A 12,529-nucleotide genomic window follows, 5' to 3' on the forward strand; every position below is an offset into this window, starting at 1 on the left:
CGTCTTAAACCCTCACCAATAGAATTTGCTGCTTCCTCACCTGTTCCCTGTCACCTCAAACCTCACTTAATCACCACGTAGGGTTGGAGCTTGGTGAACGTCGCCTCATCGAGGATGCGGATTTGGCGCAAATCGGCGGGTTGGCGGAAGGGGCCGTGCTGCTGCCGGTAGGCTACCAGCACCCGCGCCAGGCGCTTGCCCAGGTACGGATGCGCCTGCAGGATTTCAAACGGCGCGTTGTTGACATCAAGCGAGTTAAGCGCGAAACCCGACCGCACAAAGGTGTATTTGCGCAGGCTGTCCACCAAATCGGGTGCGTCGCGGAGGCTGTAGATTTCCGCTAGCTGCCCCTCCTCCTGAAAGCCGCCCAACCGCTGCCGATACTCAACTATTCGCGTTGAAAGGCCGCGCCCAATGCCCCGGATTTGCATGAGCTGCGTGGTATCGGCCGCATTGAGGTCGAAGGGTTGCAGGTTGCGGGGCTTGCGCGCAAACTTGCTGGTGGCCGGTGCCCCGGCCAGGGTAGTGCCGGGCGTAGTAGGGTAGCGGCTAGCGTAGGTGTGCGCCTCGCGGGGCGGCAACTGCTCGGGCAGTTGGATGTAGGGCGCTAGCCGGGCGTACGTAGTGTCAGAGAGGCCGTAGGCTTTGCGGATTTGCTCTTTGGCCCGGAAGCCGCCCACCACGTCGCGGTATTTCACCAGCCTTTCGGCCAGCCACAGGGGCAGGCCTCGGGCTTGCCAATCCACACTGGTAAATAGGTTGGGGTTGAATGGAGCTAGCAGGACCCGCGGCACCCGAACTCGCGCCGGATACGGCCGGCGTGGATAGCGGCTGTAACTGGCATACGTTGGCTTGGTTTCGCGCTGCGCAGTTAACTCGGCCGCCAACGCATCAAGCTGTTGCTGATCCGAGGTAGGATCATACGTGGTCAAGCGGGGGCGGAGCAGTGGCGGCAGCAGTAAGCAGGCCAGCAGCAGCCCCAACAACACCCAAAAGCCCGACGTTTCGCGACGTGAAAACCCGAAATAACGACGTACCCAACGGCTAGGCTTCATACTATAGATGAACAGATTACTAGAATAAGAAATCAATAAGGTCGCTTCTACCGGGTAAATCTAACAGCTAACATGAACTAGCCGACACGGGGGCGTCTGCTTCTGCGCCAGCTTCCGCATGTTCTGCGGGCTAAATATTAGTTGGCTATTAGCTCTCAGTTCTAAATCCTCACCGCCTGATCTTCACGTCCACTTCGTAGCGGTAGCGGGGGGGGCCGCCGAGAGGGATGGCGAAAAAGGGCAAGGCCACGTCGTATTGGTCGGTGACATAGAATACCAGGTCGTTGCCTTCTTTGGTGAGGGAGGTGAGGCGCATATCCAGCGAGAGGCCGTGTTCTTTGTTGCTGATGGGATGCACGCTGCGCGCCCATACGTTATCCTGGCTGACTTCGGCGGGGTGGCCGTTTTTGGCTACACTAAATATCTTGATGCTCACGTCGCCGTCGAGGTCAAAGTTGCTTTGCCGGATACTCACTACCCGGTCGTTGACGAAGGGGTAGAGGTGGGTAATGGCGCGCCGCTGCGGCACGAGCCGAAACGCGTATTCGTAGGTGAATGCGTTGCCCCCTTCCACCGCAATGTTCTGCGTGGGGCTGGAACTCAGGAAGTAGCGGTACAAGTTGCCGTCGTCGCCTGACTTGCCTTGGGCGATAATCTTAAACACGTAGCCATCGAATTCGGGCACCAGTTCGCCCTCTAGGGGGTTGAGCGGGCCGAAGGTGTACCACTTGTTGTCATAGGTTTTATCGACGCCAAACTTCACTTGCTTCAGCAGCGTGCCCGACCGGAAAGCGCCTTTGGGTTCGGTGGCGCGGGCATCGGGGCCGGAGTGGGCGCCGGCCCCGCCATACAAACTGAACTCGGTGGTGGTGTTCCAACCGAAGCGCAGCTCATCGAGCTGTCCGCCGCAATCGGGGTCGAAGACACGGATGTAAATGGGCTGCCGGTTCTGCTTCGGCACCAGGAAAAAGAACGTTTGGGTGAAGTCGTCGTCACCCCAACTTTTGTCGGCTTTTGCCCCGAACGTGACGAGCGAGGCAATATTCTCGCCCGGATTAGGGACGGCCTGCGCCAGTGCCAGGCCACTACGGAGCACCGTCAGGAGCAGGCAGAAAACAGAAAGTTGAAATGCACGCATGACGGCAAGATACCGGGATTTCAAGAGGTTTCCACTGGTTTCCGCCCGGCTTCGTTAGTGGCATTGCTGATGCCGATTGTGGCCCGTATCATTACGTATTGGTTTGCTGCTGTATATTCGTCTTTGCCCCGTATGAGTCAGGCTCCTACCCGCACCGTTGATTTCTTCGATATCCTGAGTGCCGACCTCGCGCGGCTGCGCGACATCACGCAGCGCCGCTTTCGGCCCCTCACCGACGACCAGCTCAACCGCCGACCCGGCCCCGGCAAATGGAGCGTGGGGCAGTGCCTGGATCATCTCAACATCATCGGGGGACACTATCTGCCCATCATCACGCACAAGCTGCAACAGGCCCAGCAGCGCAAGAGCAAACCCGCCGAAACTGTGAAGCACGGATTTATCGGGCGCAAAATGACCGAGGCTATGCGCACTCCGCCAAGCCAAAAGGTGATGAAAGCCCCGCAGCAATACGCCCCGAGCGGCTCCCGGCTCCCGCGTACGGTGGTAGAAGTGTTTAGCCGCCAACTCGATGAGCTGGAACAACTTTTGAAGCAAGCGCGCCGCGTCAACGCCAATGCCGTTCGGATTCCCAATCCTATTATCCCCCTGCTCTGGCCGCGCCTTCCCGACGTAGCAGAAATGCTGATTGAGCACGCCAAACGCCACGTAGCCCAAGCCGAGCGCGTGCTGGACAGTAAGCTAAGGGTGTGAGCTGAGGACGCCAAGCTGTTATTCAAGCATTTTGCCGTCCAAGGATAAGGCCAAGCGGTTAGTTAATGGTGATGCTCTTCCGGCGGCGGCAATTCGGCCGCGGCGCGATGCAGCAAGGCTGTGGGCACGCGTGGGTAGTGGTGATGCACATGGTGGAAAGCAAACGACGAAACCACTGGCGTCCAGACTTGGGCTATGGCGGCCGCGGCGCGGGCAGCCGGGTTGCGGGATGCCACGTGGTGCGGTATGTAAGACGCCCAAACCGGCATGGTGGCGCTCATAAAAAAGGCCGCGCCCCAATACACAATGCCTACCAGCGAGCCTGTCAGCAGGTACAGCACTACAAAGGCCGCCAGCAGCACCACGGTGAAAGCAGTTTCTAGTAGTTGAATCCGGCGCGTGTTGGGAGCAATACGCAACGACTCGCGTCGCAGCATCAGAATATGCCACGGCCCTTGCCACAATACGCGCTCGAGTTTCCAAGTGGCAGGAGCGCCCTCGGGGTCGTCTTCGGAAAGACAGCGACCATGGTGGCGCAGGTGCGTAACCTGCATGGCGTGGCCGCTTTTCAGAATGAGCAGAGCGCTGAGCGTCAGAATTCGTTCGTTGCTTGCTTTAGGTAAACCCAACGCGTTGTGCATAGCATCATGCATCTGCACGAAAGCGGCCAGGCACACCGCCACCGCCACCGGCACCGCCAACCACCACCAGCCGGCCAGAGCCAACCCCACGTACATAACGGCCAGTACCCAGGGGCGCGCCAGTTCCACCTTGCGCTGACCAGCCGTGAGTTGTAGATGCGCAGAACTAGCGCTGCTTTTCATAAGGGAGACAAATTAAAAGTGAAAAATACGGCAATGCTGACGCAGCACTACTCACGCCGCTCGTGGCGGCGGGGCAGGGCATATTCCGGAATTTGGTCGGGGCCAACTGATTGCCAGCGGGGACGGAAAGAGCCGTGGTAGCCGAAAAGCTTGCCGAATATCTTGTTGCGTACTTCCACCTGAATCCGGTAGCAGTCAGCGGCATCGTCGTACCATTCTTCCACCTCTGCAAGCCCCGAAAACAGCATGGGAAAGCGGAAATTAAAAGGGCCTTCGTAGAAGCGCTGCTCACCGGAGCGCAGCTGCAAACCACCTCGCGCGGTTACAGCCAAGTCGATGTCGACGGCGAGGTGCTGGTGCGTGCCCAGGTAGTCCACAATACAATCGCGCTGCTGGCTGCGGATCATGGTGGCGTCAAAGCACCGGGTGTGCTTGGGGAATTGGAAGCGCCGAATCCACGTCACGGTTTCACGGCCGAGCGGGTCGAGATAGGCGTAATTCTCGATGCGGAAAGGAATGTTCTGGCCAGCATCGGGAAACATGATGTTGCGCAATAGCCCCACGCGCAAAAAAGGCTGCGTGTAGAACGGCCCGTGCCATACCCGCTCCATGGTACCCTCGCCAATGAAGGCGCGCTGGTGCTCACTGGCAAATGCCAGCCGCTCTTGAATCCGCGGGTGAAGTCGTTGGAAATCAGTTCCAAGTTGCTGCTGATAGATGGATTGCATAGAAAAGTGGAATAAGAACTAGTGAAAGTGATTAGTGCGGGGGCTGACGCAGGCACCGGCTGGCGCTCGGCAGCTCATCAGCAAGCGTAAACAAGCCGATAGCAGCCAGCGCCATCATGCATAGGTTGAGGGTAAATGGGTTGAAAGGCGCTACAAATACCATCGGTTGGCTGAACAAAGCACCGACGCCAAGTACGAGCAAGCCCAGCATGTTGAGCAAATACACCGGCCGTAGGCTTCGGCGGGGCAGCAGCCAGAACAGCAGCCCAAACAGAATTTCGCCTACTCCCACGGCCGTAGCTATCCGGTGAGCCGCGGTTAGCGTGAAGCCGGCTCCTTGCAAAATGTGCAGTTCGCCGGTGTCGGGAAACAGTAGCTTGGGCACCACGCCTTGGTAGATCCAGCTTATTCCCAGCACCAGTTGCACCAGCCACTGCGTAAGTGCCAGCCGCACCGACACGGCCGGTCGGATGCCTTTTTCCAGCCACAGGCGCAGACAATCGAAGCTCCAAGCGGTAGCCCACCCGATAAGTGGCCGGAACGCCAGCCTATCGACGACGGCGCCGGGCAAGCCGAAGCGGGTTTGGTAGTCGTAGCCGGTGAGGAAGCGCAACCCGTTGTCGGTGGGAATGTATTTCCAGTAGCCCGCGCCGGTTCTGATCAACGACAGCCATTCATCTGACCAGAACTTAAGCACCGACGTTCGTTCGCCGTTTTTCTCCTTGGTGCCCATGCTTTCCCCCTTGCCGGCTACGCCCAACCCAAAGCCGATGCGGGTGGCGTAAAGAAACTGTTGGGGTTCGGCCTCGGTAGGGCGCGGTAGATAGGAAATTTCGCTGAAACGCAAGTCCCACTGCTGGTGCAGCTCGGGTTGCTGGGTATGGGCCCAAAGAGCTTCCATGGGGCAGTTTATACGTGCTTCGACGTAGATAGGGGGATTTTTCAAAGCGTAGAGCGCCCCAGCAGGCTGACAGGATAATTACCAGAGAAAGATACTACTGCCGAGGTTAGCAGACAAGGTAGAAACCCTGATTTTCAAGGGTGATTATCAGCAGCTAGCAATATTTTTTGCAGAGTGCCGTGTGGAATTGAACTCGGCGAGGCATCTGAATTTTATCAACTTCGCCTTGCTATTCAACTTCACCCTATGCGTTTCTTCTTAGTTAGCCTATTCGCCTTACTCATGCTGTTCACTGCTGGCTCTTCGGCACCTACCCCTCCCGGCAACGGCGGCAACGCGGCCACCTGGAAGAAAATCGACCAGCTCTTGGCTAAAGACCAAACGACTTCCGCGGCCAAACTGCTGGAACCCTTGTACCAGCAGGCCCGTCAGCGCCAGGACACGCCCGAGTATCTGCGCGCCTTACTCTATAAGCTGCGTTTGCTGGAAGCCAAAGAGGAGGAAGTTGATTACCAGGCCATTGCGCTGGTAGAAGCCGACCTGAAAACCGCCAAGTTTCCGGTCCAACCCATTCTGCATAGCCTGCTGGCCCAGCTCTACGGCAATTACTACGACGAGCACCGCTACGAGCTGCACGACCGAACCACCCAGGCCGCGCCCAACCCCACCGACGCCAGCGCCGCCGACCTGCGCACCTGGGACGCCGCCCGCCTCGGCAGCGCCATTATCGGCCATTACCGCGCCTCGCTCCAGGACGACCCGAAGCGCCAGCAGCAGCTACAACTGGCTACGCTGGGCTACGCCGTGCGCGGCGGTAACGCCGAAGGCCGCCAGCTGCGCCCCACGCTCTACGACCTGCTGGCCCACCGCGCCATCGACGGCCTCGGCCACGACGAATACTACGTCACCAGGCCCGCCGAGCAGTTCGAGCTGAAAGACCCCGCTTTATTTAAAGCGGATTTCGACTTTGCCCGTTTGAGTCTGAGCGCGCCCGTAGCCGACTCGCTAAACGGCCAGTTTCAGGCGCTGCTGGCGTTGCAGCAGCTCACATGCTTCCGTCTGGCCGACAGCAAAAACTTGGCGGCCCTGGCTGATGTAGACCTGAAGCGCCTGCGCTTTGTGCACCAGCATAGCGAGCTGGCCAACAAAGACGAGCTGTACCGCGCTGCCCTGGCCCAAACCGCCGACACGTACAAAGCCCTGCCGGTTTCAACTGAGTTTCTGGCCGAGCAAGCAAGCAGCCTAGTCCTAACCGACCCCACCCAAGCCCGCACGTTGGCGCTGGAAGCGGAAAAACGGTTTCCGAAGTCGCGCGGCGCGGCGCGAGCCAGGGCGTTGCGGCAGGACATTGAACGGGTGGAAGCAAGCTTCACCACCGAGGATGTGGTACTGCCCAACCAGCCGTGGCTGTTGAAGCTGAGCGTACGCAACGCGGCGCGGCTGTATGCTACGGCCTACCAGGTGACTACGGCGCAACAACTCCGGCAGCTAAGCCAGGGAGAGTACGCAGAGGAGCGCAACTTCCAGAAAACCTACGCCCGCACCCTGGCCGCCAAGCCTGCCGCAACCTGGACGCTGGCTGTGCCCGCCCCCGCTGACTACAAGGCCCACACGGTGCAGCAGGCTGGCCCGGCGCTGCCGCTCGGCCACTACCTTATTGTGGTAAGCACCACCGATGACAATCCAACAAAAGAGCGGACTGATGTAACAACAAGCTATGCTCAACTTGCAGTAAGTGAGTTAAGTGAAGTGCAGCGCGGTGCCAAGCAGGGCGGTGTGGAGCTGTTGGCACTGCATCGGCAAAGCGGCCAACCAGTAGCTGCTGTGGCGGTCCTGCCCTTCTTCCAGTACTACGACCAGTCTGCCCGCACCTACAAACAGCGGCGCGGCGCCGTAGTAAATACCACTACCGAAGGCGTGGCACAGATTCCGGTGGGAGCAACTACCGGCCAGAACTCTCAGCTGCGGGCCGTACTGCTCACCAAAGGCCGCGACTCTCTGTTAGCGGCGAGCAGCAGCTACTACCCGCGCCGGACCCGCAACCCCGAAGCCGAACAGCCCCAGCGTCGCACGTTCCTCTACACCGACCGCGCCATCTACCGGCCCGGTCAGACGCTCTACTTCAAGGGCATCTTCACGGAAACCCGCGCCGGCAAAGCCCAGCTCCTCACCAAACAGCCGGTATCGGTGCGCCTCACCGACGTGAACGGCCAGACCGTGCAGACCCTGCCCTTTACCACTTCCGACTTCGGCAGCTTCCACGGCTCCATTGTGCTGCCTGTCAGCTTGCTGAACGGCGAAATGAGCTTGCAAACCGATAATGGCAACATCAGCTTCGCGGTGGAAGACTACAAGCGGCCCACGTTCCAGGTGACCTTCGAGCCGGTGACGGGTACGCCGGTGCTAGGCCAGTCCGTGACGGTGCGGGGCAAAGCTACTGCCTACGCCGGCCAGCCTATTGATGGGGCCACGGTGCAGTTTCGGGTGGTGCGGCGCACGTTTTGGCCGCTGTTTGGGCGCGGCTACGGGGGCCGAACCAGCTACCCCGGCAGCCAGCCCGAAGTGGAAATCCTCAACGGCACCGCCCAAACCGATTCGGCGGGCAACTTCGTGGTGAAGTTCACGGCGCAAGCAGAGGCCGCCAGCCAAGGCAAACGCGGCCCCTGGCAGCCCGGCTACGTGTTTAAAGTAACCGCCGACGTGACGGATGCGGCCGGCGAAACGCGCACCGGCACGCAGTCCGTCAGTCTTGGTACCAATGCCCTGACGCTCCGCCTGGAGGTGGCGGAGCTGCTGAACCGGGAGAATGTTCCGGTGCTGAAGCTGCTCAGCACCAACGCTACCGGCGAAGCCCTGCCCGCCCGCGGTACGCTGCGCCTGTACCGCCTCACGCCGCCCGCCCGCGCCTGGGGTCCCCGCGTGTGGGAGCGACCCGCTTTGGAAGGGCTAAGCCAGGAAGAGTTCAAGCGTCGGTTTCCGCTGGATGCCTACGGCCTTGAGGACAACGACAGCACCTGGACCCGCACCCTCGTGCTCACCCGGGAATTCGACACTGAAAGAAGCCCGGTACTGGCCGCTTTGCCGGCGCCACTAGCCCAGCAGCAGCCCGGCCGCTACGTGCTGGAAGCCATAGCCACGGCGCCGGCTGCCACACCGGCCCCTAAAACTGAGCAGGCGTTTACACTCTATTCCCCCACGGCCACCACGTTGCCCGTGCCCACGCCCGACTGGTTTGTGAGCGTTCAGGACAGCGTAGCGCCCGGCCAGCCAGCGCAGTTTCTGGTGGGTAGCTCTGAAGCCGGGGCGCGCCTGCTGCTGGAAGTGGAAGCCAAAGGCGAGACGTTGCGCCACGAGTGGCTCACACTTAAAGCCGGCGAGCAGCGCCTGGTGGAAGTGCCGACCACCGCCGCGCTGGATGGTGCTGCGCTCTACGTCCACCTCACGCAGGTGCGCGACAACCACCTCTATACGCACTCCGCCACCGTGCAGGTAGCCACACCGCCCGCGCCGCTGGCCCTCAGCATTGCCACCTTCCGCGACAAGCTGCAACCCGGCCAGAAGGAAACCTGGCGCGTCACCATCCACAACTCCGGCGGCAAAGCTGCCAACGCCGAGCTATTGGCCTCACTCTACGACAAGTCACTGGATAATTTTCGGCCACATTCTTTCATGGAGCTGGAATTTCCAAAGCCGTACTATCCAGCCGGGCTGGCTTGGAGTGGGCAGTTTGAGGTGGAGGAGTCAAGTGAGTTGATTAGCTCGCAACGGAGCCAAGTCCGTTACAGTCCGCTAACTTATCCGCATCTGAGTATGTGGGGCTATTTCGGAGAAGACGTAGATGGATTTGGTGGGGAGGGTAAGTCGAATAAGGTCTATGGCTTCACTGAGCCAGTTATAAAACAAGACGAAGAAACTATGTCTCGCGCTTCGGGAGGGCCTGGAGCAAGCAGAAAGATGGTTGCCCGAATGGCGGCCCCTGCACCTATGGCTGCAATGGCAGTCGCTGATTCCAACGAACTCCGTGAGGCTGTACCCGCAGGCGCATCCGCCAATCCCGCTCAGCCCCAGCCCGACCTCTCCGGTGTACAAGCTCGCAAAGACTTCCGCGAGACGGCCTTTTGGCTGCCCGACTTGCGCACCAACGCCCAAGGGGAAACCGTGCTGGAGTTCCAGATGCCCGAAGCCGTGACGCGCTGGCAACTACTGGCCCTGGCCCACGATCAGCAACTGCACTCGGGCCTGCTGCGCCGTGAGCTGGTCACGCAAAAGAGCCTGCAAGTGACGCCCAATGCGCCGCGCTTCTTCCGTGAAGGCGACCAACTCACTCTCACCGCCAAGCTCAGCAACCTCACGGCTCAAGGTCTGCGTGGCACAGCTCAACTCTTCCTGCTCGACGCTCGCACTCAGCAGCCTCTGGAAAGCAAGTTGATTGAAAGTCCAGTCCAATTGAATTTCGACCTGCAAGCCAATCAAAGCAGCGCCCTGGCCTGGAACCTCGCCATCCCCGAAACCGCCGAAGGTCAGGTGCCGCTCGAAGCCATAACCTACCGTGTGGTGGCTTCGGGTCAGTTGCTTGTTGCCGGTTCCCAGTTGCCAGGTCAGGAGAAGAAACAGAAGAAACAGCGCCGCCAGAACAAGCTGGCAACCGGCAATTCCCAATTGGCAACTGTGCAAGACGGCGAGGAAAACACGCTGCCGGTGCTGCCCAACCGGATTCTGGTAACCGAAAGCTTGCCGCTGCCTATTGTGGGGCCGGCTACCCGGGAGTTCGAATTGAAGAAGTTAACCAGCACCACCTCGCCCACGCGCCGCAACTACTCGCTCACGCTGGAGATGACCGAGAACCCCGCGTGGTATGCCGTCCAGGCCCTGCCGTATCTGATAGAGTATCCGTACGAGTGCTCCGAGCAGGTGTTCAGCCGCCTGTACGCCAACCTATTGGCTGCCAAGATTCTGGCCAGCAACCCACGCCTCAAAACCGTGCTAACCCAGTGGCGCCGCGCCGCCCCGGCCGGCGACAAGGCTGCTCTCACCAGCAAGCTAGAGCAGAATCAGGAGCTGAAAAATCTGCTGCTTCAGGAAACGCCGTGGGTGCGCGACGCTCAATCTGACACCGAGCGCATGCGTCGCCTCACCGAGCTGTTCGACGAGGCGCGTTTGCAAACCGAAACCACCCGCGCCCTCACCAAGCTAGCCAAGATGCAGCAGCCCAACGGTGCCTTCCCCTGGTTCGAGCAGATGCCCGACGACCGGTACATCACCCAGCTGATTGTGGCTGGTTTCGGCAAGTTGCAAAAGCTCGGGGCCCTGGATATCCAGCAAAACGAGCAAGCCCGGCGCATCGTAAACCAAGCCGTAGTTTACCTCGACGCCCAGCTCCAGCGCGACTACGATGTGCTCCGCCGACAGAAAGGCGTAACCCTGAAGGAAGTGCATGTGTCGGACCTGCAGATTCAGGCCTTGTACGCCCGCAGCTTCTGGAGTAAGCAGCCAGTGGAGCGGGCAGCCCGGCCGGCGCTGGCGTACTACCAGCAGCAGGCCGCCACGTTCTGGAAAAACGAAACCCGCTACCTCCAGGCCCAAACAGCCCTGGCCCTGCACCGCCAAAAAGTACAGCCTACCGTCGTGAAAGACATCCTCACGGCCCTCACTGAAAACGCTTTGCACAGCGCGGAGCTTGGCATGTACTGGAAGGAGGTGCGCGGCGGCTACTACTGGCGCGAAGCCCCCACCGAAACGCAAGCCACCCTCATCGAAGCCTTCGACGAGGTCCGCAACGACCAGAAAGCAGTGGATGAAATGAAACTGTGGCTGCTCAAGCAAAAGCAGACGCAGAACTGGCCCAGCACCCGGGCCACCGCCGATGCCTGCTATGCCCTGCTACTGCGCGGCTCCGACTGGCTGCAACCCGCTCAGCCCATTCAGCTAACGGTAGGAGGGGAGCCAGTACAGCCCGGTAGCCAGCAAGCGGGCACCGGCTACTTTAAAACCACGTTTCCCGTGGCCGACATCAAGCCAGCTCAGGGCCAAGTAGTGGTCAGGAAAACCGATGCCGGCGTGGCGTGGGGGGCGCTGTACTGGCAGTATTTCGAGTTGCTCGACAAGATTACCCCCGCCGCTACGCCGCTGCAGCTGGAGCGCCAGCTCTACCGGGAGCAGCGCACCACCGGTGGCCCCACGCTGGAGCGCCTTACCGCTACCTCGCCGCTGCGCGTAGGCGACGTGCTGGTTGTGCGTCTCGTGCTGCGCTCCGACCGCAACCTCGAATACGTGCACCTCAAAGACCAGCGCGCCGCTGGCCTCGAACTTATCAGCCAAACGTCTGGCTACCGTTACCAATCGGGCCTCGGCTACTACGAAAGCCCCCGCGACGCCGCCACCAACTTCTTCATGAGCTACTTCCCCAAAGGCACCCATACGTTTGAATACCGCCTGCGCGCCACCCAAAGCGGCGACTTTTCCGGCGGCCTCAGCCAGATGCAGTGTCTTTACGCCCCGGAGTTTACCGCCCATTCCGCCGGCACCCGCGTACAGATTGCCCCGCTGAGGTGAGAGGTGAAATGGTGAAAGGTGAAGTTGTGAGAGCAAATTTATAAGTAACAAGCGTGCTCACTTCTTACAATTTCACCTCTCACAACTTCGCACTATATAGAGAATGCTAACTAGCAACTTTATGTGCAACTTTGACTTTGCGCCTATCGGGGGTACCTTTGTCCCCTCATTAGAAAATCGCATATGAAGATACGACTGATGTTAGGGCTGGCCGGTTTGCTACTCAGCAGCGCGTCCGCAATGGCCCAGGGTACCAAGAATAGCGCTGCTGTTACGCCTACCACGCTTCCCGGTGAAGAAAACCTCTCCGTGCAGGAGCGAGCCGAGCGTGACTTCCTGATGCCGGTGCGCCGCAAGCAGGCGCCTGTCCTCAAGCAAGTAGCACAAGACGAGGCGGTTGCCACCCAAACCGCGGCTGACATGCTGGCCCGCACCCCTGAAGTAGCCGAGGAAGCAAAGGCATCGGAGGAGGAAGCTGCCAAAGCGGCTCCCCGCCGCACCTACCACCGCTCTTCCTCGCACCGCAGCTCTGCCCGCCGGAAAACGGTACACCACTCCTCCAGCAGCAAAAGCAGGCACACTAGCTCCCGGCGGCGCTAGGGGCCTCAACGGATTGGCCT

At 60.1% G+C, this 12,529-nt stretch carries 8 protein-coding genes; 3 read left to right on the forward strand and 5 right to left on the reverse strand.

Annotation, left to right across the window (positions count from 1 at the left end):
• Positions 1–62: 62 nt before the first annotated feature.
• Together VF639_RS16065 and VF639_RS16070 are read right to left on the reverse strand one after the other, a co-directional pair.
• The gene (locus VF639_RS16065; RefSeq protein ID WP_331146943.1) at positions 63–1,055 is read right to left on the reverse strand and encodes a ComEA family DNA-binding protein; all 993 of its coding nucleotides are present in this window, start codon (positions 1,053–1,055) and stop codon (positions 63–65) included.
• Between the two features lie 169 nt (positions 1,056–1,224).
• Positions 1,225–2,193 carry a hypothetical protein gene (locus VF639_RS16070; protein WP_331146944.1) on the reverse strand — a complete coding sequence of 323 codons (969 nt, stop codon included), beginning with the start codon at positions 2,191–2,193 and terminating at the stop codon, positions 1,225–1,227.
• Between the two features lie 132 nt (positions 2,194–2,325).
• Between VF639_RS16070 and VF639_RS16075 the strand changes: the two genes are divergently transcribed.
• Complete coding sequence (locus VF639_RS16075; protein ID WP_331146945.1) at positions 2,326–2,904, forward strand: DinB family protein; 579 nt, start codon at positions 2,326–2,328, stop codon at positions 2,902–2,904.
• Positions 2,905–2,966: 62 nt separating this feature from the next.
• On the opposite strand, the gene VF639_RS16080 is transcribed toward VF639_RS16075, so the two are convergent.
• The 3 genes from VF639_RS16080 to VF639_RS16090 are packed head-to-tail and all read right to left on the reverse strand — an operon-like array spanning position 2,967 to position 5,357.
• Positions 2,967–3,728, reverse strand: a complete 762-nt coding sequence (locus VF639_RS16080) for a fatty acid desaturase (RefSeq protein ID WP_331146946.1) — start codon at positions 3,726–3,728, stop codon at positions 2,967–2,969.
• A 47-nt stretch (positions 3,729–3,775) separates the two neighbouring features.
• Positions 3,776–4,456 carry a DUF4166 domain-containing protein gene (locus tag VF639_RS16085; RefSeq protein ID WP_331146947.1) on the reverse strand — a complete coding sequence of 227 codons (681 nt, stop codon included), beginning with the start codon at positions 4,454–4,456 and terminating at the stop codon, positions 3,776–3,778.
• Positions 4,457–4,487: 31 nt separating this feature from the next.
• Positions 4,488–5,357, reverse strand: coding sequence for a DoxX-like family protein (locus tag VF639_RS16090; RefSeq protein ID WP_331146948.1), 870 nt, complete (start codon positions 5,355–5,357; stop codon positions 4,488–4,490).
• A gap of 246 nt (positions 5,358–5,603) precedes the next feature.
• On the opposite strand from VF639_RS16090, the gene VF639_RS16095 reads away from it, so the two are divergent.
• Positions 5,604–11,909: an alpha-2-macroglobulin family protein gene (locus VF639_RS16095; RefSeq protein WP_331146949.1), complete on the forward strand. Its 6,306-nt coding sequence runs from the start codon at positions 5,604–5,606 to the stop codon at positions 11,907–11,909.
• A gap of 183 nt (positions 11,910–12,092) precedes the next feature.
• The gene (locus VF639_RS16100) at positions 12,093–12,509 is read left to right on the forward strand and encodes a hypothetical protein (protein WP_331146950.1); all 417 of its coding nucleotides are present in this window, start codon (positions 12,093–12,095) and stop codon (positions 12,507–12,509) included.
• Positions 12,510–12,529: the final 20 nt, after the last annotated feature.

Origin of the sequence: Hymenobacter sp. (assembly GCF_036387835.1) — a bacterium.
In the GTDB taxonomy this organism is placed as follows: Bacteria; Bacteroidota; Bacteroidia; order Cytophagales; family Hymenobacteraceae; genus Hymenobacter.